Annotated in this window: 17 protein-coding genes; 7 read left to right on the top strand and 10 right to left on the bottom strand. The window is 72.1% G+C overall.

Translation table 11 applies throughout. The features are described 5' to 3' along the window. From KBX34_RS14265 to KBX34_RS14275, 3 genes are all read right to left on the bottom strand, one after another. Positions 1–371 (bottom strand): glycosyltransferase (locus tag KBX34_RS14265; RefSeq protein ID WP_210925348.1); only part of this gene is annotated, 371 nt, incomplete at its 3' end. Continuing rightward, positions 368–541: a hypothetical protein gene (locus tag KBX34_RS14270; RefSeq protein WP_172862148.1), complete on the bottom strand. Its 174-nt coding sequence runs from the start codon at positions 539–541 to the stop codon at positions 368–370. The genes KBX34_RS14270 and KBX34_RS14265, both read right to left, overlap by 4 nt. Positions 542–853: 312 nt before the next feature. Continuing rightward, on the bottom strand, positions 854–1,735 hold the full coding sequence (locus KBX34_RS14275; RefSeq protein ID WP_210792436.1) for a helix-turn-helix domain-containing protein: 882 nt from the start codon (positions 1,733–1,735) through the stop codon (positions 854–856). Positions 1,736–1,867: 132 nt separating this feature from the next. On the opposite strand from KBX34_RS14275, the gene KBX34_RS14280 reads away from it, so the two are divergent. Beyond that, positions 1,868–2,734 carry an oxidoreductase gene (locus KBX34_RS14280; RefSeq protein ID WP_210792437.1) on the top strand — a complete coding sequence of 289 codons (867 nt, stop codon included), beginning with the start codon at positions 1,868–1,870 and terminating at the stop codon, positions 2,732–2,734. A gap of 34 nt (positions 2,735–2,768) precedes the next feature. On the opposite strand, the gene KBX34_RS14285 is transcribed toward KBX34_RS14280, so the two are convergent. Next, entirely contained in the window at positions 2,769–3,674 is a 906-nt protein-coding gene (locus KBX34_RS14285; RefSeq protein ID WP_210792438.1) for a LysR family transcriptional regulator, read from the bottom strand. 28 nt (positions 3,675–3,702) lie between these two features. On the opposite strand from KBX34_RS14285, the gene KBX34_RS14290 reads away from it, so the two are divergent. Together KBX34_RS14290 and KBX34_RS14295 are read left to right on the top strand one after the other, a co-directional pair. Beyond that, the gene (locus KBX34_RS14290; protein WP_374223686.1) at positions 3,703–4,584 is read left to right on the top strand and encodes an NAD(P)-dependent oxidoreductase; all 882 of its coding nucleotides are present in this window, start codon (positions 3,703–3,705) and stop codon (positions 4,582–4,584) included. Beyond that, the gene (locus tag KBX34_RS14295) at positions 4,581–4,988 is read left to right on the top strand and encodes a RidA family protein (protein WP_210925352.1); all 408 of its coding nucleotides are present in this window, start codon (positions 4,581–4,583) and stop codon (positions 4,986–4,988) included. The genes KBX34_RS14290 and KBX34_RS14295 overlap by 4 nt, the downstream gene beginning before the upstream one ends. A gap of 91 nt (positions 4,989–5,079) precedes the next feature. On the opposite strand, the gene KBX34_RS14300 is transcribed toward KBX34_RS14295, so the two are convergent. Further along, positions 5,080–6,627: an MFS transporter gene (locus tag KBX34_RS14300; RefSeq protein WP_307871396.1), complete on the bottom strand. Its 1,548-nt coding sequence runs from the start codon at positions 6,625–6,627 to the stop codon at positions 5,080–5,082. Between the two features lie 104 nt (positions 6,628–6,731). Here KBX34_RS14300 and KBX34_RS14305 point away from each other — a divergent pair, with 104 nt between their 5' ends. Together KBX34_RS14305 and KBX34_RS14310 are read left to right on the top strand one after the other, a co-directional pair. Continuing rightward, on the top strand, positions 6,732–7,211 hold the full coding sequence (locus KBX34_RS14305; protein ID WP_088951318.1) for a helix-turn-helix domain-containing protein: 480 nt from the start codon (positions 6,732–6,734) through the stop codon (positions 7,209–7,211). Positions 7,212–7,479: 268 nt separating this feature from the next. Next, positions 7,480–8,730 carry an HNH endonuclease signature motif containing protein gene (locus KBX34_RS14310; RefSeq protein ID WP_210925356.1) on the top strand — a complete coding sequence of 417 codons (1,251 nt, stop codon included), beginning with the start codon at positions 7,480–7,482 and terminating at the stop codon, positions 8,728–8,730. A gap of 301 nt (positions 8,731–9,031) precedes the next feature. On the opposite strand, the gene KBX34_RS14315 is transcribed toward KBX34_RS14310, so the two are convergent. Further along, entirely contained in the window at positions 9,032–9,823 is a 792-nt protein-coding gene (locus tag KBX34_RS14315; protein WP_247671820.1) for a serine/threonine protein kinase, read from the bottom strand. A gap of 236 nt (positions 9,824–10,059) precedes the next feature. Between KBX34_RS14315 and KBX34_RS34035 the strand changes: the two genes are divergently transcribed. Beyond that, positions 10,060–13,074, top strand: coding sequence for a S8 family serine peptidase (locus KBX34_RS34035; protein ID WP_210925358.1), 3,015 nt, complete (start codon positions 10,060–10,062; stop codon positions 13,072–13,074). A 98-nt stretch (positions 13,075–13,172) separates the two neighbouring features. Then, positions 13,173–15,599 (top strand): AAA family ATPase, encoded by a 2,427-nt coding sequence (locus KBX34_RS34040; RefSeq protein WP_210925360.1) that lies wholly within the window; start codon positions 13,173–13,175, stop codon positions 15,597–15,599. Positions 15,600–15,727: 128 nt separating this feature from the next. Here KBX34_RS34040 and KBX34_RS14330 read toward each other — a convergent pair whose 3' ends face one another. The 4 genes from KBX34_RS14330 to KBX34_RS14345 are packed head-to-tail and all read right to left on the bottom strand — an operon-like array spanning position 15,728 to position 21,809. Then, positions 15,728–17,941: a glycoside hydrolase family 27 protein gene (locus tag KBX34_RS14330; RefSeq protein ID WP_210925362.1), complete on the bottom strand. Its 2,214-nt coding sequence runs from the start codon at positions 17,939–17,941 to the stop codon at positions 15,728–15,730. A 45-nt stretch (positions 17,942–17,986) separates the two neighbouring features. Then, positions 17,987–20,074, bottom strand: a complete 2,088-nt coding sequence (locus tag KBX34_RS14335; RefSeq protein WP_210925364.1) for an alpha-galactosidase — start codon at positions 20,072–20,074, stop codon at positions 17,987–17,989. After that, positions 20,071–20,892 carry a carbohydrate ABC transporter permease gene (locus KBX34_RS14340; RefSeq protein ID WP_210925366.1) on the bottom strand — a complete coding sequence of 274 codons (822 nt, stop codon included), beginning with the start codon at positions 20,890–20,892 and terminating at the stop codon, positions 20,071–20,073. Before KBX34_RS14340 ends, KBX34_RS14335 begins: the two co-directional genes overlap by 4 nt. Beyond that, complete coding sequence (locus KBX34_RS14345; RefSeq protein ID WP_210925368.1) at positions 20,892–21,809, bottom strand: carbohydrate ABC transporter permease; 918 nt, start codon at positions 21,807–21,809, stop codon at positions 20,892–20,894. The genes KBX34_RS14340 and KBX34_RS14345 overlap by 1 nt, the downstream gene beginning before the upstream one ends.

The following is a 21,809-nucleotide window of genomic DNA, read 5'->3' on the forward strand; positions in this document are numbered from 1 at the left end:
GCGGGCAGGATCCCCGCGCCGGAGAAGCCGTGCACCGTGGTCAGCAGCGGTGCCCGGCAGTGTTCCGCGAAGGCCAGCGGCAGCCAGTCCAGGTGGCTGTGCACCACGTCGAACTGCGCCGAGCGGGCCATCGCGTGGGAGACGTGCATCGCCTCCCACACCCGACCGTCCAGGTCGGGGTCGTCCGCGTACCCCCGTGGGCAGACTCCATCGAGCTGGGCGGAGGTGACGGAATCCAGTGTCGCGAAGAGCGTCACGTCCACGCCGCGGCTGACCAGCCCCTCGGCGAGCAGGCCGGTCACCTGCTCCCACGGCCCGTAGTGGTGCGGGGGCGTACGCCAGGCGACCGGTCCGAGCAGCGCAACCCTCAAGGGGAGGACGCGTCGACGAGATCAGCTGGGTTGAGGTGCAGGGTGGCGAGCAGCCCGGAGTGCTTCGCCGGGTCCACGCGCTCCGGCAGCTCGCGCTCGACCCAGTCGGCCCGGGCCTGCTGGCCCCGGTCGCGAAGTGCGGTGACGATCCTGTCCCTGGCGATCCTCATCTGGTGCTCCCCCTGGTTGGGTGTTCAAAACGATCATTCGCACGGACAGTGGTGTGCATGCGTGCGTCGGATCCGGACCACCAACTGTTCCGACCGCGATGACGGCGGAACCCGACAGCCGGCACGTGCTCGGCGATCGGCCGACACGGCCAAAGAGTCGCGGCGACGGGGATGACGATCGGTAACGCCCCTGATGGGCTGGTGGCGACGGCGTCTGGCGGCCACCGGGATCCCGGGCGACGTGTCCACCGTACGCCCTCGGGGCCCTCGACTGCATACGCACCGGTGGCGAGGCCTGCCGGACACGGGAGCTCACTCCGACGGGTAGAGCCGGGCCGGGTCACCGGGTCGGAGACTGTCCGGGGTGTCGTCCCGGGTGCTGGCGGCGATCGAGCCGAGCAACGCCAACGAGCGTGCGGACTCCGTATCCGGCTCGGCGTGGTAGATCACCAGCAGCTGCCCGTCGGCGCCCGCCACCGCGAGCTTGTCGCAGTACAGGTCGAGGTCACCCACCTCGGGATGACGCAGCCGGCTGACCACGCCCTCCCGCCGACGCACCTCGTGACGCGCCCACAACCGGCGGAAACAGTCGCTCTTGAGTGACAGCTCCCCCACCAAGGCCGTCAACCGGGGGTCGTCGGTGGCCCCGCCCGAGTCGGCGCGCATCTGCCCCACCACGCTCTGCATCGCCTGCCGCCAGTCGCGGAACAGCTCCCGCTCGGCCGGGTCCAGAAACACCGCGCGTAGTCGGTTGGCGCCCGGGGCGAGATTCGGCGACAGTGCCCTCGCCATCGGGTTCGAGGCCAGGATGTCGAGGTAGCGGTTCTGCACGAAGGCCGGCATGTCGAGCTCCCGCAGCAGGTGCAGGATGCTGGCCGGCACCCGGTCCGCGGCCGGCCGGGCGGCCCGGCGCGACCGCGCACGGCTCAGCCCGATCATGTACGCGGTCGCCTCCGGGTCCAACCCCAGCACCCCGGCCAGGGCATCGAGGACCTGCACCGACGGATGCCGCTCGCGGCCCTGCTCCAACCGCAGGTAGTAGTCGGCGCTGATCCCGGCCAGCATCGCCACCTCCTCGCGCCGCAGCCCCGGCACCCGGCGCAGGCCCACTCCCGGGCCGAGCCCGACGTCCTCGGGCCGGGTCTGCTCCCGGCGGGCACGCAGAAAGTCGCCGAGCGGGTTCGTTGCGTCCATGAGACCGACGGTAGATCGCCGGGCCGCCCGGTGACTGGCTGTGTCACTACCAGGAACAGCTCGCCCTGCCGGCCGGCTGACCCCCGACGCACAGTCGACGCATATCCACTCCGATCACGGATAGAGGACGACATGAGCGAGAACCTTCCCGGCGGGTCCCTGACCCTGGCTGAGGGCCTCACCCTCAGCCGGATGGGCTACGGAGCGATGCAGTTGGCCGGCCCGGGTGTCTTCGGCCCGCCCCGCGACCGCGAGCAGGCGATCGCCGTGCTCCGCGAGGCCGTCGACCTCGGTGTCCGGCACATCGACACCAGCGACTTCTACGGCCCGGTGGTGGTGAACGAGCTGATCCGCGAGGCGCTGCACCCGTACCCCGAGGATCTGCACCTGGTCACCAAGGTCGGCGCGCGCCGCGGCGCCGACCGCTCCTGGATCCCGGCGCTGGAGCCGGACGAACTGAAGGCCCAGGTCCGGGACAACCTCCAGCACCTCGGCCTGGACGTCCTCGACGTGGTCAACCTGCGGGTCGGTGTGGCGGAGGGCACCGGCGACGATCCCCTCTCCGAGCAGTTCGGCGCCCTCGCCGAACTGCGGCAGGAGGGGCTGATCCGGCACCTCGGGCTCAGCAACGTCACGCTCGACCAGCTGACCGAGGCCCAGGCCATCGCCCCGGTGGTCACTGTCCAGAACCTTTACAACCTCGCCAACCGGCAGGACGACGCCCTGGTGGACCGGTGCGCGGCGGAGAACATCGCGTTCGCCGCGTTCTTCCCGCTCGGCGGTTTCACGCCGTTGCAGTCCGACACGCTCAACGACGTGGCCGCCCGGGTGGGGTCGTCGCCGCAGCAGGTCGCCCTGGCGTGGCTGCTCCAGCGCTCCCCCACCACGGTGCTGATCCCGGGCACCTCGACGCTGGCGCACCTGCGGGAGAACATCGCCGCTGCCGACCTGAAGCTGCCGGCCGACGCGATCGAAGAGCTCGACACCATCGGCGGCTGACGCCGGGACGCGGACCGCCACACGGCGGTCCGCGTCACCCACCCGCTTCACTCAGGCCCGCCGCCCGGTCCAGATGGGTGAGGAACCGCCGGACCGCCGGTGGTCGGCTCCGCCCGGCGACGGTCGCGGCGAAGATCCGCCGGACGGAGACGTCGTCGGGGTGCAGGCGGAGCAGGGTCAGGTCGGATGGAGCGGCGCGTACGGCCAGGGCCGGCACCAGCGCAACGCCCAGACCGGCCGCGACACAGCCCAGCTTGCCGGTCCACTCGGCCGCGACGATGTCGATCCGCGGGCGAAAACCCGCCGGTAGGGTCGCCCGCAGCAGGGTCTCCTCAGCGGTCGCCGAGCCGGCAATGAACGACTCGTCGGCCAGGTCGCGCAGGCGGATGGTCCGCCGGTGGGCGAGCCGATGCGCCCGGGGAACGGCCACCAGAAGCGTCTCGTCGACGAGGTGGTGCAGGTCGAACTGGTCGCCGTCGAGCGGCTTGTCCGACGCGGCGCTCACCACGGCGACGTCGGCGTCGCCGTCGACCAGGCGCTCCAGCAGCCCGGGCGTGAGCCCTTCGACCAGCGACAGGGCCACCTCGGGATGCTCGGACCTGAAGCTGGCCAGAGCACGTGGCACAAGCGCGGCGACCGCCGTGGGGAACGCGCCGACCCGCAACCGGCCGGCGGACAGGTCGCGCAGCGCCGCCAGGTCCCGCCGGGCGGTGTCCAGCCGGTCGAGCACCGCCTCGGCGTGGCCGAGCAGGCAACGGCCCTGCTCGGTCAGGGCGACACCGCGCGGCAACCGGTCCAGCAACGGCGACCCGGTCTCGGCTTCCAGCGCGGCGATCTGTCGGGACACCGCCGACTGGGTGTAGCGCAGGCTGCGGGCCGCAGCCGTGATGGAGCCGTGCTCGGCGACGGCACGGAAGACCTGGAGCGCGTTCAGCTGCATCGTGCCATGCTCCCGCAGCATGGCAACGATGCGTAACAGTCGTTGGTGGCATGACTTCCCGCCCCCTAGCGTTGGCGACATGTTCGAGATCGCACTGTTGGGTACGGGCACGATGGGCACCGCGATCGGCCGTCGGCTGCTGGCCACCGGGCATCGGCTCACCGTCTGGAATCGCACGTCCGCCCGCACGGCGCCGCTCATCGTCGCCGGGGCGCGAGCCGCCGGCAGCCCAGCCGAGGCGGTCCGCGACGCCGACGTGGTGATCACCATGCTCACCGATGCGGTCGCGGTCCGGCACACGTTGGTCGACTCCGGTGCGGCACTGGCGCTGCGGCCGGGCACCCCCGTGATCGAGATGTCCACCATCGGTCCCCGGGCCGTGGCCGAACTGGCCACCCTGCTGCCGGCGGGAGTACCGCTGGTCGACGCTCCGGTCGCCGGCAGTGCCGGGGCTGCCGAGACGGGCCAACTCGTGGTCCTGGCCGGCGGGGAAGAGGCGGTCGTCGAGCGGATCGCCCCGCTGCTGGGGATGTTGGGCACCGTCCGTCGCTGCGGCGGCGCCGGCCGGGGCGCGGCGTTGAAGCTGGTGCTCAACACCGCGCTGATCACCGCTGTCACCGCGGTCGCGGACACGCTCACTGTCGCGGACGCCGTCGGCGTCGACCGACGTACCGCGATCGATGCACTTGGCACCGGACCGCTCGGCGGCGCGGTCGCCCGGGCGACCGCCACGGACGCCGCGTTCGCCGCCGCCCTGGCCGCCAAGGACGCCCGACTCGCCCTCGACGTGCTCGGCGACGCGCCGGTGCCCCTGCTGCGCGCCGCCGCGTCGGCGCTGGCGGCCGCGCGCCATCCGCAGGACGACATCGCCCGTCTCACCGACGCCGCCGCTTCCGAGGAGAATCAGTGAACCTGACCCTGGACAACCCGACGACCGTCGCCGCGCCGTTCGGCGACCGGTTCGCGCACGTCGCCCGCCTCGACCTGCCAGGGGGCGCGCTGCTGATGCTCTCCGGTCAGGTCGGTGTGGACGACGCCGGCGCGGTGGTCGCACCCGGCGACGTGCGGACGCAGTCCGAACGGATCTTCGAGTTGATCGGCTCGCTGCTCGCGGCGCACGGCGCCACCTTCGCCGACGTGCTGCACGTCCGGACGTTCATGACCGACCTCGGCGACCTGGCCAGCTATGCGGACGTCCGCAACCGCTACTTCGGGCAGACCAGGCCCGCCAGCACCACCGTCGAGGTGAGCCGGCTCTTTCTCGACGGCGCGGTGCTGGAGGTCGAGGTCACCGCTGCCGTGACCACGGGTTGACCAGCATCGGCTGATCTTCGTGGCGATCGGCGCAGTCGGCGCGCTGGTCTCAGTGCTGGTGCGGCCGGTCTCAGCGCTGGTGCGGCCGGTCTCAGCGCTGGTGCGGCCGGTTGCGGACGAGGGCGAGCGTGAGCACGGCGGTGACGAGGAAGACGATGCCGTTGATCCGCAACCCGGCCTGGACGCCGGAGGTCATGGCTTCGGCGATCGCCGCCCGGACCGGGTCGGGCAGCGGCTGGTCGCCGGTGACACCGGCGGCCACCGCCGCCTGCACGGCGCCACGGGTAGGTTCGGCGACCTGGTGCGCGGCCAACCGGTCGGGCAGGTCAGCCAGCATCGTGGTGGTGAGCAGCGTGCCCAGCAGGGACGTGCCGAGCACGGAGCCGACCTGTCGGGCGGCGTTGACCGCGCCGGAGGCCATCCCGGCCTGCGCGGGCGCGACGCTGGCCAACGCGGCGGCGGTCGCCGGAGCCACCACCAGGCCGCCTGCGGCACCGAACAAGGCGAACAGCGCCCACCGGTGACCGAACGACGCGGTGGGACCCTGGGCCGCCAGGCCGAAGCTCGCCACCGCACCGAGGACCAGGCCGAGGGTGAGCGGCGCTTTGAAGCCGGTACGACGGATCGCCCGCCCGGCGCCGAAGGCGACGACGACGTAGGCGCCGAAGAGCACCAGCATCCGCCAGCCGGTGTCCAGCGGGCTGAGTGCCTGGACACGTTCGTGGAAGAGGACCAGCAGGATCGCCACGCCGGTGAAGCCGAACAGCGACACCGCGGCGACGACCATGACGGCGCTGAACGACGCGGACCGGAACAGCCGTATGTCGAGCATCGGCGCATCGGAGCGCAGCTCGACCAGGACGAACGCGACAAGCGCGGCAGCCGCGGCGATCCAGGCCACCGTCACCACCGGGCTGGTGTAGCCGTCCTTGCCGCCCTGGATCAGGGCGTAGACGGCCGCGGCGATGGCAACGGTGCCGAGCAGCAGGCCGGGTACGTCGAGTCGGCCTGCGCTCTGCCGGGACTCGGCCACGCCGATGGCGGCGACGACGAGGGTGACCACGCCCAGCACGATCGTCGACAGGTAGACGCTGTGCCACGCGTAGTGCTTCAGCAGGGTGCCGGCGATGAGCGGGCCGATCGCGAGCCCGATGCCGGAGGCGGCCGCCCACGCGGTGATGACCTCGGTACGGCGGTGCGGGTCGGTGAAGGTCGCGCCGAGGATCGCCAGGCTGTTGGGCAGGATCAGGGCCCCGCCGAGGCCGGCGACCAACTGCCCGACGATCACCCAGGCCACGGTGGGGGCACCGGCCACCACGGCACCGCCAACGATCATGGCGAGGATGCCGGCACCGAACATGCGCCTGCGTCCGTAGCGGTTGCCGAGGGTGGCTGCGGACAGCACCACGCTGGCCACGACCAGGGTGTAGGCGCTGGGAATCCAGATCACGGTGGTCGGGTCGACCCGAAGATCGCGCTGGATGGTCGTCAGGGCGGAGACCGTCGCGGTGATCTGGAGGAACGTGATCATCGCGCCCAGGCACATGGCGATCAGGGTCACCGGGCGGGAACCGCGAAGGGACCTGGCGGTGGCCGGTCCGGGTGCGGCTGCGGTCGGGGCCGTGGTGTTGGTGGTCACTGGCGTCCTCGATGCTCGTCGGGCTGACTTGCGTTCGCATAAGCCAGCGACGGCCAAGTGAACCACCTGGCTAGCTTTTACGCAAGTCAGGTACGCTGGACGGCATGGAGGACCTCCGAGAAGATCGCGACTCCTGGTCGAGCGAGAACTGCTCGGTAGCCCGGGCGATGGACATCGTCGGCAGCAGGTCGACGGTCCTGATCATGCGCGAGGCGCTGCTCGGCACACGCCGCTTCGACGACTTCGTCCGCCGGGTCGGCGTCGGCGAGCCCGCCATGGCCGCCCGACTCAAGGAAATGGTCGCCGCCAACCTGCTCGAACGCATCCCCTACCGGGAGCCGGGTCAGCGCACCCGCCACGAATACCAGCTCACCCGCAAGGGCCACGAACTGCTGCCCGTGATCACCGCGCTGCGCAACTGGGGCGACACCTGGGCCGCCGACGACGCTGGCCCGTCCGTCGTCGCCACCCACCACGACTGCGGCGAGCCGGTCCGCGCGGTGCTCCGCTGCGCGGCGGGCCACGAGGTGGAGGACGGCGACATCGACATCGCCGCCGGCCCGGGCCTGATCCGGCGCAGCTGACGGCTGACAGCCCGACGAGGCCGACCCTCGGACCGGACCCGATCCGGGCGTGGATGACCCGGGGGCCGCGGGCCAGGGTCGAACCCCCTCGACCAGGCCAGACCGGGACCGGCGGGGCCAGGCCAGGCCGAGACCGGCCGGGCTGGGCTTGATCCGACGTGGCAAGGCATGGGGGCACGGCCCCGAGACCCGGACGGCACCAGCGGAGCGCCGCCGCCAATCGATCTCTGTCGCTAAAAACGTCGTACACCTGTTCTAGTGTGTGGTCATGGTCGAGGAGTTGGCGCAGGCAGACGACGCGGTCGCTGCCTGCGTTGACGACGCCGTCTGGGCTCTCGCCGACGATGAGCTGGTCGCGGCGCTCGATGCCGCGCATCGCTTGGAGCAGCGTCTCGCCGCCGTGAAGCTGGCGTTGGTGCGCGAGGTGGACGGTCGGGGCACGGCGGTCGCGCAGGGCGCGTCGAGCACCGCGGTCTGGTTGCGTGAGCGACTGCGGTTGACCATTCCCGCGGCCCGCCGGTTGGTCGATCTCGCGGCGTGCGTCGACGCGGCCCCGACGGCCGTGCGGGGCGCGCTGGCGGCCGGCGCGGTCAGCATGGAGCAGGTGCGGGTCATCGCCGACACCGTCGCCACCGTGCAGTCGGTCGCTGGGCCGGAGGTGGCCGACAAGGCCGTCGGTGTGCTGGTCGACTGGGCCGGGCAGTTCGATCCCATGCTGCTGCGCAAGCTCAGCACCCGCATCCTCGACCACGTCGCCCCCGACATCGCCGACGCCGCCGCCCAGGCCGCACTCGAAGCCGACGCCCGCCGAACCAACCGCGACCGCCACGTCACGATGTCCACGCTGACCGACGGCCGACTCCGACTCACCGGCATCCTCGACAGCGAAACCGCCGGCCTGCTGCGCGCCGCGATCGACCCGCTCACCGCCCCGTCCGGCCCCGACGACCAGCGCTGCGCCGGGCAGCGCCGCCATGACGCCCTCGCTGACCTCTGCCGGCTCAGCCTGCGCACCGGAGAGCTACCCGAACACGGCGGCGACCCCGCGCAAATCGTCGTCACCACCAGCTACGACGCCCTCGCGGGACAACTCAGCGCCGCCACCCTCGACACCGGCCTGCACCTCACACCGGAAACGGTGCGCCGACTCGCCTGCGACGCCGCGATCCTGCCCGCCGTGCTCGGCGGCACCGGCCAGGTCCTCGACGTCGGCCGACAACGCCGCCTCATCACCGGCCCACTACGCCGGGCCCTCGTATTACGCGACGGTGGCTGCGCCTTCCCCGGCTGCGACCGACCACCCCGCTGGTGCGACGCCCACCACATTCACCACTGGGCCGACGGCGGCGACACCAACCTCAACAACGCCGTCCTACTCTGCGGCCACCACCACCGACACCTCCACCACAACGACTGGACCGTCCGGCTGACAGGCGACGGCTACCCCGAATTCATACCGCCCGCCTGGCTCGACCCCGACCAACTCCCCCGCCGCAACCACTACCACCGACGGACATAGACACGACCAGCCGCGCTGAGCGCACTGTCACCACGCAGCCGGATCCAGGTAGTCGCACGCGCGACCAGGCCGGGCCTCGGATGACGCCGCGCGCTCGGCGGTACCGGCACGGTGGCGCGACGGCGCAGGCCGGCGCTGGGCATGAGCCCAAACCGCTGCGGGCCACGCTTCCGAACGCGGAGAACCAGCCCTTTCCCGCCACCCGGCCACCCGGCCACCCGGCCACCCGGCCACCAGGCCACCAGGCCACCAGGCCACCAGGCCACCAGGCCACCAGGCCACCAGGCCACCAGGATGAGGGTCAGGGTGTCGCGGACCGACGACAAGGGCATCCCGGTCGGCAACCAGCCCGCCGCCAAGCAGCTACCAGCGCTGGCACGTCGGAGTAACGGGCGGCGGGGGCAGCCCTGGTCGCCCGGTCCACGACGCGACGCTGGTCGTTGTTGCCCCGCCAGCCCTCGGGGGAGTGAAGCAGGTGGTGCAGGGTGCGGCCGAGCAGGTGCACGGTGGTCCGCTCGTCGATCACCGCGCCACGGACGAACTCCTCCGGTGCCATGTAGCGCCGCGAGCCGGGCAGCCGTTCGGCGTCGAGCAGGAAGGGCCCGGGTCGGTACTCGTCCAGGTCGATCAGCCGCATCCGCCCGGCGGAGAAGTCGTACAGGAAGCAGCCGTCGTAGAGGTCGACCGCGACCAGGCCGGCGGCGCTGACGGCGAGATGGGCGTCGAGGATCGCGTCGAGGGCCTCCTCGACCTGCGGCAGCGGCAGTTGCTGGAACCGCGTGAGCCCGCTGCGGTCGGCGCCGTGCACTGTCGCGTGGTTCAACAGGTCGCCGTCGTACCAGGGGTAGACGAGCGTTGGCCCGGCCGGTCCGTGAACTGTCCGCACTGGACGGACGATCGCCGGGTGGTGGACTGCGGCGTGCACCGCGCAGGCCCGGTCGAGGGAAGCTCTGCCCTCGACCGTGATGGCCGTCTTGACGAGCCAACGCCCGCCCGCGTCCTCGACCCCGTAGGACAGGCACCCGGAGTCCTGCTCGCCGAAGACGACGAAGGCCGAATTGATCGACGGCACCGAAACCCGCCGAAATGGCATGGACACCCCCAAGTTCGGTGGCGCCAAATGACGCGCAAAGTACCCGTTGTGTTACGAGCTTGTTTCCAAGATGACAGCCAGGTTACGAGTGCTTCTCGATGATCGATACCGATCCTAGGTTTCGGCCACCGTCATCAGTCGTGGCGGCCGGCACCGAACGTGGAGGCAACGACGTGCCACAACCGAACACAGATCGGACCGGACGGGCCAGGCGCGGGGTCAGCATGCTGGCCGCCGTGGCGCTGACCGCGGCCGGGCTGACCAGTCTGCCCGCCAGCGCAGTCGCCGCGCCGGCGGGCAGTGGACCGACCGCCCGTTACCTCGTCCAGCTCGACGAGGAGCCGCTGGCCACCTACACCGGCGGCGTCCCCGGCATCGCGGCGACCAAGCCGGCCGACGGCGCGAAGCTGAACCGCACGTCGGGCAGCGCCAAGGCGTACCGCGATCACCTGCGCCAGCAGCGTACGTCCGTTCTGGACCGTGTCGGCGTTCCGGCCGACCGCACCCGCGTCACGATGGAGACCGCGTTCAACGGGTTCGCCGCCGACCTGACCGGGCCGCAGGCCGCCCGGCTGCGCGCCACCCGAGGTGTACGGGCGGTCTACGAGAGCCAGAAGGTGCACGCGGCCACCTCGCACACCCCGGACTACCTGGGCCTGACCGGCAAGGGCGGGGTGTGGAAGAAGGAGTTCGGCGGGGACTCCCACGCGGGCGAGGGCATCATCGTCGGGGTCATCGACAGCGGCTACTGGCCGGAGAGCGCGAGCTTCGCACCGCTGCCCAGCCCTCGCCCTGACCAGGCCGTCATCGACGCCAAGTGGAAGGGCACCTGCGACGTTGGCGTCGAGGCACCGGTCACCTGCAACAACAAGGTGATCGGCGCCCGTTGGTACAACGACAGCGGCATCGCCGACGCGTTCCCGGACGACTACTCCTCGCCTCGCGACCGCAACGGCCACGGCACCCACACGGCCAGCACCGCGGCCGGCAACCACGGCGTGCGGGCGACCTCGGGCACCCAGGACCTGGGCATGATCTCCGGCATGGCGCCGGCCGCGCGCCTGGCGATCTACAAGGCGCTGTACGACAACGGTGCGGGCGGCGCGACCGGTACCGACATCGACATCGTGCACGCCATCGACGACGCGGTCGCCGACGGTGTCGACGTGATCAACTATTCGATCGGTGACGACACCGAGCGGTTCGGGGCGGTCGACGCGACGTTCTTCAACGCCGCCGCCGCTGGTGTGTTCGTCGCCGCCGCAGCGGGCAACTCCGGCCCGTTCGCCAACACCGTCGACAACTCGACGCCGTGGCTGACCACGGTGGCCGCGAGCACCACCGACCGGCAGAACACCCGGAAGCTCACCCTCGGCAACGGCACGACCATCGCGGGTGTGGGCATGGGCGAGACCGGTGTCGGGCCGGCCCGACTGGTCTTCGCGAAGGACAGCGCACTCGACCCGGACGGCGCGTACGGTGCGGGCCTCTGCGCCGACGACACGTTGGATCCGGCCAAGGTCAAGGGCGCGATCGTGCTCTGCCTGCGTGGTGAGATCCCGCGTACCGACAAGAGCATCGAGGTGGCACGGGCCGGCGGGGTCGGCATGGTGCTGTACAACGAGGAACTCAACTCCCTCAACGCCGACGTGCAGGCCGTGCCGACCGTGCACATCAACGAGGTCGACCTGGCCACGGTCACCGCATACGTCGCCAAGGGCAACGCCACGGCCACCATCTCGCCGAGCAGGCTGGAGACTGTCGAGGCCCCCGCGGTCGCCGCGTTCTCCTCGGCCGGCCCGTCCAACCTGAACGCCGGTGAGCTGCTCAAGCCGGACATCAGCGCGCCCGGTCAGGACATCGTCGCCGCGTTCTCCCCGTCCGCTGGCGGGAACGACTTCGCCCTGGAGTCCGGCACCTCGATGGCGGCGCCGCACATCGCCGGCATCGCCGCCCTGCTGCTGGCGAAGCACCCCGACTGGTCGCCCGCCGCGGTCCGCTCCGCGCTGATGACCAGCGCGGTGGACAAGACCGACAAGGGCAACCCCATCAAGATCGGCACGTACGACGCCACCCCGCTCAACTACGGCGCCGGCCAGGTGAAGCCGGGTGGGGCGTTCGACCCGGGCCTGGTCTACGACTCCAACCAGCAGGACTGGATCCAGTACCTGTGCGGGGTTTCCGCCGACCGGGGCAGCGACTACGGGCTCGCCGACCTGGACGGCTGCGACACCATCGGTGCGATCGACACGGCCCAGCTCAACTACCCGTCGATCTCGCTCGGCCGGATGGTCGGCAAGCAGACCGTGACCCGTACGGTCACCAACGTCAGCGACAAGACCAGCACGTACACCTCGTCGGTGCAGGCCCCGCCGGGTTACAAGGTCAAGGTCACGCCAGCGAAGATGCAGATCCGTCCGGGCAGCAGTGCCCGCTTCAGCGTGGAGGTCACCAACACCGGCGGCGCGTTCGACACCTGGGCCGACGGCTCGCTGACCTGGCGCGACCAGTTCAAGCACGAGGTGCGCAGCCCACTGGTCGTCCACAACTCCGGGTTGGTCGCTCCCGACGCCATCACCGGCAAGGGCACCTTCGGCAGCGTCCGGATCGCCGCCGAGGTCGGCTACAAGGGTCAGCTGATCTCCCAGCTCTCCGGCCTCACCGCGGGCACCAGCACCGTGGTCACCCTCCAGGGCGACGGCCCGAGCTGGGACTGGAGCACGTCGAACAACCTGCCGGTGCCACTGCCCGCGTCGATCAGCAGGACCACCCTGCACGTGCCGGCCGGCACCCGCAGCCCGCTCGTCCAGGTGACGTCGGAGCGTCCCACCTGCTCCCACATCGACTGGGACGACGAGGAGGGCGTGATGGAGTGCACCGAGTTCAGCCTCAACGTCTACGACAAGGACGGGAAGTTCGTCACCGCCACGGCCAGCGGTCGTGACGGCGCCAAGGTGACGCTGCCGGACGGTGCCGGGGACTACATCGTGGTCGTCGAGCAGGAGTTCACCGAGAACATGCCGAAGGGCACGAACGCGTACACCCTCACCAGCTATCTGCCCGGCGCGCCGGGCACCTCCACCGGCCGGTTCACCATCGACCCGAAGCAGCGCGGCGTGCAGCCTGGCACGACGGCGAACCTGACGGTGCGCTGGTTCGGCCTCGCTCCGGGACAGCGTTACCTCGGGGTGCTGGAGTTCCGCAACGGTGACGGCTCGCTGAAGACCGTGCCGGTCACCGTCCAGTCCTGACGGTGCCAGCGGGGCCGGTGGGCCGGCGTGTGACCCAGGTCACCGCCGGTCCGCCGGCCCACCGTCGGTCCGCGCAGAGGTGATCTGCTCGGCCCACGGTGATCGACGGCGGCGGGGACAAGACGCGGGGCGGCGGGGGCCCAACTCCGGTCCGCCCCGAACGTCTGCGTGGGCCCGTCGAGTTCGTCGGACGAACGGAGGAGTTGGCGCAGTTGCGCCGGCTCGTCGAAGCCCCGCCGTGCCTGATCCTGTTGGAGGGCGAGCCCGGGATCGGCAAGAGCCGGCTGGTCGCCGAGTTGCTCGCCGAACTTCCCGGGCACCACCTCGTCGGCGAGTGCGACGACGTGCCGGAGCCCTTCCCGCTCGGCGTACTGCTGGACGCGATCCGGGACAGCGCCGACCGACTCGGCCCGCTCAGCCCGGTGGCCGGCGCCCTCGCGCCGCTGCTGCCCGAGCTCGCCGACGCCCTGCCCGCCCCGCCGCCCCCGTTGACCGACCCGGCGGCCGAACGACACCGGCTGCTGCGGGCCGTCGCCGCGGTGCTGGCCGCGCTGAGCCCCGCCACCCTGCTGCTGGAGGATCTGCACTGGGCCGACCCGGCGACCTGCGAGTTCCTCGGCTACCTGAGCACCCACCCGGTGGACGGGCTGGCGGTGGTGCTGACCGCACGCACGGCCGCGCCGGGCGGCAGTACGCCGATCCACGACGCGTTGGCCCGAACCCCTCCGTGGAGCGTCGCGCGAGTGCCGCTCGGCCCGCTGGACGCCGACGACGTACGCCGGCTCGCCGCCCGGACCCTGCGGCTCGACGACCCGCCGCAGCAGCTCACCGCCACCCTGCTCGACCGGACCGCCGGCATCCCGTTCGTGGTCGAGGAGGTGCTGCGGACACTCGCCGAGCGGGGTGGCGACCCGTTGGCGGACGACAGCGTTCCGTTCGTCCTGCGTGACGTGCTGCTCTGGCGGCTGCGCCCACTCGACGAGGCCACCCGGGAGGTGCTCGGTGCCGCCGCCGTGCTGGGAATGGCACCGGACCAACGCATCCTCGCCTCGGTGCTCAGCCTGGACCGGGTGGCGATCGGCGCGGCGTTGACCGCCGCCCACCGCGCGGGCCTTCTGCACGACAGCGGTGACGGCCTGCGCTTTCGTCACGACCTGGCCCGACAGGTGGTGTACGACCTGGTGCCCCGGGAGAGCCGGGAATGGCTGCACCTGCGTGTCGCACGGGTGCTGGAACAGGAGCTTCCCAGGCCGGTCGCCCAACTGGCGCACCACTACCGCCGGGCCGGCAGCGGAGCCGACTTCGTCCGCAACGCTGAGGCGGCTGCCGACCTGGCCACCGAGCGCGGCGACGACGCGACCGCCGCCAGCTTCCTGCTCCAGACGATGGACGTCGCCGAGCTGCCCCGACCGGTACGGGTCCGGCTCGCCGCGAAGCTGGGCCGGTCGGCCATCGACGGGCTCAGCCAGGCCGAGGCGATCCCGGTGCTGGAACGGCTGCTCGCCGACCGCCGGCTACCGCCCGGCGCCCGGGGCGAGCTGGGCCTGGTGCTCGGGCGGATGCTGCGTCAGCAGGGCGAGGCACTGCGCGGGTACGCCGAGATCGAGCGCGCCGTGCCGTACCTGCGCGCACCGCGCCGGAGGGCCCCGGCGCTCGCGGTGCTGGCGGCCCCGGACACCGTCGTCGGCCGGCACGTCGACGGCCACCTGGCCCGCTGCGCGGAGGCCGAGGCCGCCGCGACGGCCAGCGGGGACCCGGCCGCGCACCTCGCGGTCCGCATCGCCCGTACCTCGCTGCTGATCGAGCTGGGCGATCCGACGGCCTGGTCGATCATCACCGAGCTGCGCGCGTCCGCCGAGTTGGCCGACCGGCCCCGGGAGCATGCCCGCGCCTGCCTGAACTGGGCGCAGGGCGCGTTGCACGCCGGTCATCCGGAGCAGGCCGAGGCGCTTCTGGCGGCGGGCCGGGGGTTGGTCGACGAGACCGGGTACGAGCGGCTGACGACCCTGGTGGAGGTCACCGAGTTGTCGCTGGACCGGGCCGCCGGGCGGCTCGACGGGCTGGCCGAGCGGCTCGCCCGGCTGGCCGTGACGGCCGAGCGGATGCCGGTGACCCTGCTCGACGCGCGGGTCGAGCTGGCGACCGTGCAGGGCCGTACCGCGGTCGACGCCGACGAGGTGGAGACGGCCGAACGGGCGCTGCGGGAGGTGGTGGCCGACGCCCGGCGGGTCGGCGCGATCTGGCCGCTGGTGCAGGCGCTCTCGGCGCTGGCCAGGCTGACTCTGGCCGGGCGACCGGACGAGGCGGCGCGGCACGCTACGGAGGCGCTGTCACTGGTACGCGGAAAGGGCATCCTGGCGTGGGCCGCCGAGGCGGTCCTGGTGCTGGCCGAGGCGGCAGCCGCAGCGGGCGACCCGGCAGGGGCCGCGGGAGCGGTCGCCGAGTTGGAGGCCGGGATTGCGGGCCGCGACGCGCCGCTCGCCCTGGCCGCCCTGCGCCGATGCCGGGAGCTCGTCCCGGCCTGACGCCGACCCGCCCGAGCCAGGCGACCCGGGACGAGACGCGCCGACGAAGGTGCGGGAGTCGACGCCGCCTGAGCGGACCGGGATGGTGCAGGGTGGCGGGCCGCCCAACGACGGCCCGCCACCGTGGATCAGAGGACGACCTGGTGCACCCGGTTGTCCACGCCGCGTACGGCCAGCCAGGCGCTGCCGTTGGCACCGGCGGCGGCCCCGGGCGCGCCCCGGAACGCGTCGGTCGCGAACTCACCGCGCCGGAACCAGCCACCCCAGGCGCCGTCGGTCAGGTTGCGCTGCCAGAGCCGGTTGTCGGCGGCCAACGAGAACAGGTAGACCCGGCCGGACGTGGCGAGCAACGTCGGGCTGCCACTGGTGGTGCCGCCCAGGTTGGTCCAGGCGGACCAGGTGGTGCCGGTCCGGCTGCTCCACCACACCTCGTCGGTGCGGCTGCGGACAGCCACGTGCAGGACGCCGGCGTCGTCGACGACAGCGCTCGGCCGACCGTAGAACGGCCGGTTCTCCGGAGCCCCGACGCCGATCCAGCCGGTGCCCGCTGCACGGGACCAGAGCTTGCCGTCCGCACCGCGGGCGACCAGCGTCCACTGCGTCGGGCTGGTCCACGCCACAGTGGGCGCGTCGGTCAGCGTGCCACCGAGGCTGCGCCACGGCCCCCAGCTGCCGGCCACGTAACTGCGCTGCCAGGCCGCATTGTCGGTGCCACGGACGAAGACGTCGAGTCGCCCACCGGCGGAGCCGTACGCGGCTGACTGGCCGAGGATCCGGCCGCCGACCGGGCCGCCGAGCGAGGTCCAGCGCGTGCCCCACGTCGTACCGGTGCGGGTGTTCATCGCCAGCGCGCCGGAGGCGTCGCGGACGAAGGCGGCGGCGTGCGTGTCGTCCACCCGGACCAGCGCCGGGCTGGCGCTGGCGGTGCCGCCGAGGGTGGCGCCGGCGACCTGGTCGGTGCCGGTCAGACCGAGCATGGCCACGCCGTGCGCCGGCACCTCGACGGTGTACGAGCCGGTGAACGGCTGGACTCCGGCGGAACCGGGCTGGGCGTCCACGTCAGCGCGGGACCACAGGTCACGGACGCGCACCGACCCGCCGAGCGCGACGTCGGCGAAATTCACAGTGATCTGCTGAGCGGTGTCGTGTCGGTTGAGCAGCGCGACGGCCCGCTTGCCGGAACCGGTGAGCACCTTGCTCCAGACCTGCGCGTCGGTGCCGGTGTCGGCGACCTTGACGCCCTGTCGGACCAGCGGGTCCTGGTCCACCGCGATGATCTCCGGGTTGGTCAACGCCGAGATCATCTCCGCCGGCAGGCCACGCGGGTCGGAGCCGATCACCAGCGGCGCGGCCATGATGGCCCACATGCCGAGCTGCGTCTTGGACTCGTCCAGGCTCAACTCGTACCCGCCGTCGGGCAGCGGGCGCATCGGCAGCAGGTAGTCCGGGTCGTTGTAGTGCCCCGGCCCGGTGGCCGCAGGGTGGTACGCGTTGACGTCCATGTTGCGCAGCACCCACGGGTACGCCCACTGCGGGCTCGGGTCGGTCAGGCCCACGTCGGTGTACGTCCGCCAGGAGTCGGCGATGGTGGGCGCGTACGTGTAGCTCCAGGTGGAGAGCTGTTCCGGGGTGTACGGGCCGCCACCCCAGTCGGAGCTGACCGGGTTGCAGATGTTGAGCAGCATCGGCCGCGGCGACTGGCGTACCGCCTCGGCCAGCTCACGGAAGGTGGCCTCCGGGTCGAGGCCGGCGGCCCGGCCGCAGAGCCAGTCGGCCTTGAGCGCGTCGAAGCCCCAGCCGGCGAACTGGGCGACGTCGGCCTGGTAGTGGCCGTTGCTGCCGAGCCCGCACTGCCCCGACAGGTACGGCCCGGCGTCGGTGTAGATGCCGGCCTTCATCCCCTTGCTGTGGATGTACGCGGCCAGCGCTGCCATTCCGCCGGGGAAGCGGGCGGGGTCGGCGACGAGCTGACCGGCCTCGTTGCGTGGGGTGGGCGCGGCCCAGTTGCCGTCGATCCAGACGTAGGTGTAGCCGGCGTCGCGCAGGCCACTGTGGACCATATGGTCGATGACGGACCTGACCTCGACCTCGGTGGGATCGCCACCGAGGCCGAAGTAGGTGTTCCAGCCCTGGTAGGGCGTCGGGGCGAGGCCGCTGTTGAAGAACGTCGGGGCCCCCTGGTCCTCCGCGCCGGTGGCGGCCGGGGCGTGGCCGGGCCGGCCGGGCCCGTGACCGACCTGGGGTGGGTCGGTGTGCGGTGGGCCGGCCAGTGCCGGCGTCGGGCTGACCAGGCCCAGGCCGAGCACGGCCAGGGCAGCGGTCAGCGGTCGGTTCAGGCGCATGGAGGTACTCCTGTCCCTCGGGGGTGGGGTGGTGGTGCTCCGACCTCAGTCGCGGGTCAGCACGATGAGGTCGGCGTCATGGGTCGGGCTCCACTGCACGGGCAGGCCGACCGCGGCGAGGTGACTGCCGGAGTAGTGGCGGTCGCCGTGTCGGTAGCGGGCCGCCGGGTCGAGGCCACGCAGCGGCAGCCGTACCGGGCGCGACGGCAGCAGGCCGGCGCCGTCGAGCCGGCCGGTGTGCCAGGCCAGGACGACGACCCGGCGCTCGTCGGGCGCCGTGTACTGCACCGCGCAGCGGGCCTGGTCGGGCCCACCGATCAGGTGCACCTCGCCGTGCGTGACGACGTCCCGGATCTGCTTGTACCGGGCGATCCAGCCGGCCGCTTCGGCCCGTTCCTCGGGAGTCCAGGCCCGGATGTCCGCGCCGATGCCGAGCACACCGGCCATCGCCAGGACGAACCGGAACGCAAGGGTTCGCGGTCGACTGTCGAACAGGCCGGGCGCGTCGGTGACCCAGGAGCTGAGCAGGTGCGGGGCGTTGGCGTGCAGAAAGCCGTACTGGATGGCCAGCCGGTCGAGTGGGCCGGTGTTGTCGCTGGGCCAGAACACGTCGGCGCGGGCGGCCATCGCCAGGTCGGTCCGCGCGCCGCCGCCGGCACAGGCCTCGATCAGCACACCGGGGTGGTCCCGGCGCAGCCGCTCGTAGATCCGGTGCAGGTTGGCGACGTGGGCGCCGTCCAGGTCGAGCGGACCGACACCGCCCGGCCGGCCCGGCTCGGTACGCGGCCGGTTGAAGTCCCACTTCAGGTAGTCGATGTCGTACCGGCGCAGCAGATCATCCACAGTGGAGTGGACGAACTCGGCGACCTCCGGCCGGCCCAGGTCGAGCAGGTACTGGTTGCGCACGGGGGTGAGCGGCCGACCGTCGACGGAGTAGACCCATTCCGGGTGCTCGGCGTAGAGGCTCGACCTCGGGTTGACGCACTCCGGCTCGACCCAGAGCCCGAAGTTCAGCCCGAGCGCGCGGACGTCGGCGATGAACGTGTCGAACCCGGCGGGGAACTTCGCCGGGTCGGGCGTCCAGTCACCCAGTCCGGCGGTGTCGTCGTCGCGGCCGACGAACCAGCCGTCGTCCACCACGAACGTCTCGACGCCCAGGTCGGCGGCGATCCGAGCGAGCGCGAGCTGGCTCTCCGCCTCGACGGCGAAGTAGGTGGCCTCCCACGAGTTGTAGAGCACCGGTCGTGGGGTGAGCCGGTCGGCGGCGAGCAACCGCTGGTGGGTGTGCCAAACCCGGGCGAGCCCGTCCAGGCCGTCCGGGCTGTACGCCCCGGTGACCACCGGCAGGGCCAGCAGCTCGCCGGGGGCCAGCGCCAGCGGGCCGTCGACCAACTGTCGGCCGGCCCGGACGCGGGTCAGCCCGCCGGTGTCCCGCTCGGCGCTGATCTCCCACGAACCGGTCCAGGCCAACGCCATCCCCCACGCCGGACCGGCCGGCTCGGCGGTGTCCCGCACGGCCAGCCAGGGCACGTGCAGATGCCCGGGTACGCCCTGGGAGCTGCCGATGCTAAAGGTGCCGTGGCCCAGCTCGACGTGGGAGAGCTGGAACTCCTGCGCCCACTGCCCCCACTGGTGGCTGAGCAGCGCGCCGTGCGGCGTCGGTACGCAGAAACCGCCCGACCCGGCCCGGACCACCCGCAGCGGGGCGGAGCCGCCGTTGGTCAGCTCGACCCACCGCTGCACCACATCGGTGCCGGCGGGCACCCGGTAGTGCACCGTTGCGCGCAGCCCGGTCACCGCGTCGGCGAAGTCGACGGCCAGCTCCCGCTGGTCGGCGTCGACCCGTACGCCGGTGTGCGTGAAGCCCACCCGGCGCTGCCCGGTCACGGTCTCCACCACCAGGTCCGCGCCGGTGAACGGCCGGTCGGCGTCGGTGGCGTACTCGATGGGGGCGGCGTCCCCGGCGGTGAGGAACGGCACCGGGCCGTCGTAGGCGACCGGCGACGGTCCGTCGGAGACGCCGTGCGGCCCCCACGCGATCAGTTCCAGCCAGCGGCCGTGCGCCGGCACGGTGACTGTGTACTCGGTCTGCGTGCCGCGCAGCGTCCAGCGCTGCCCGGGCGCGGCGGTCACTTGACCGCTCCGAGCGCCAGGCCGGAGACGAAGTGCCGCTGGAAGCGCAGGAAGACCGCGACGGTGGGGACGGCCGCGATGACGGTGCCGGCGGCGATCACGTTCCAGGACGAGACGAACTGCCCCTGGAGGGCCAACAGCGCCGGGGTGACCGGCATGTTGTCATCGGTGCGCAGCACGGTGATCGCCCAGAGCAGGTCGTTGAAGATCCAGGTGAAGGACAGCGCCCCGAGAGCGGCGAGCGCCGGCCGGGTCAGTGGCAGCATCACCCTGGTGAAGATCTGCGCCGTGCCGGCGCCGTCGATGGTGGCCGCCTCCTGGATCTCGCCCGGCAGGTCCCGCATGAAGCCGTGCAGGACGAAGGTGTAGAAGCCGAGCCCGAAGCCGACCTGCACCGCGATCAGCGCCCAGAGCGTGTCGTACAGGCCGGTCAGCTCGCTGAACTTCGCCACCGGGATGAGCAGGATCTGCGGTGGCAGCAGGTTGCCGGCGAGCATCAGCAGCAGGATGGTGCGTCGGCCGGGGATCCGGAAGCGGCTCAGCGCGAACGCGGCCATCGCGGCGAGCCCCAGGCTCAACGCCACCGACGGGACGGCGACCAGCATGCTGTTGATCAGGGCGCGCAGCTCGCCGCCGTCGGTCCACGCCTGTCGGTAGGTGTCCACCGTGAACGATCGGGGCAGGCTTCCCACGCCGTGCGCGGCGATGTCGTCGAACGACCGGGTGGACATCACCACGACCCAGAGCACCGGGCCCAGCCAGAGCAGCGAGAGCAGGATCATGCCGGTGTGGAAGGCCCCGGTACGGAGCTTGTTCATCACGCTTCCTCCCGGAACGCGCGGACCAGGTAGCCGAGGATGACGGCCAGAGCGAGCACGAAGATCACCACGGCGATCGCGGAGGCGTAACCCAGCCGCAGGCTCTGGAACGCTGTCGAGTACATGTAGGTGCTGAGCAGCTCCGACGAGTGGTACGGCCCACCCTTGGTCAGCGACCAGACGATGTCGAACGAGCGCAGCGAGTCGATCACGATGACCGACAGCACGACGGCGTTGACTCCCTTGAGCTGGGGGATCGTGACGTGCCGCAGCCGCTGCCAGGCGTTGGCACCGTCCATCCGGGCGGCCTCGTGCAGCGCCGGGTCGATCGCCTTCAGCCCGGCCAGGAACAGCACCATCACGTAGCCGATCTGCCGCCACAGGGCGGGCAGGATCACCGCGTAGAGGGCGGTCTGCGGGTCGGCGAGCCAGGGTCGGATCAGGTGCTCCAGGCCGACGGCCCGCAGCAACGTGTCGGCGATACCGTCGGGCTGGTAGAAGACCCGCCAGACCAGCGCGGTCACCACCAGTGAGAACACCACAGGGGTGAACAGCGCGGCCCGGTAGAAGCCGACCCAGCGCCGCTCCTTCTGCAGGACCAGCGCCATGCCGAAGCCACCCAGCACGGAGAGACCACCGAAGAGCACCAGCCAGATCACCGTGTTGACCAGCGCGCCTCGGAAGGTGGCGTCACCGGCCAGCTCGACGTAGTTGTCCGTGCCCACGAAGGTCGGCGACGACATGCCGTCCCAGCGGGTGAGGGAGAACCAGAAGCCCTGCAGCGCCGGCCAGAAGACCCAGATGCTCTCGACCGCGAACGGCACGAGGACGAACGCCACCAGCAGCGGCGACAGTTGAGCCGACCGTCGCCGCCGCCGGGTGGGGGTGACCGAGGTCGTGGAGATCGTTGCTGTCAC

It is taken from the genome of Micromonospora sp. M61 (assembly GCF_018070245.1).
Taxonomy (GTDB): domain Bacteria; phylum Actinomycetota; class Actinomycetes; order Mycobacteriales; family Micromonosporaceae; genus Micromonospora; species Micromonospora zamorensis.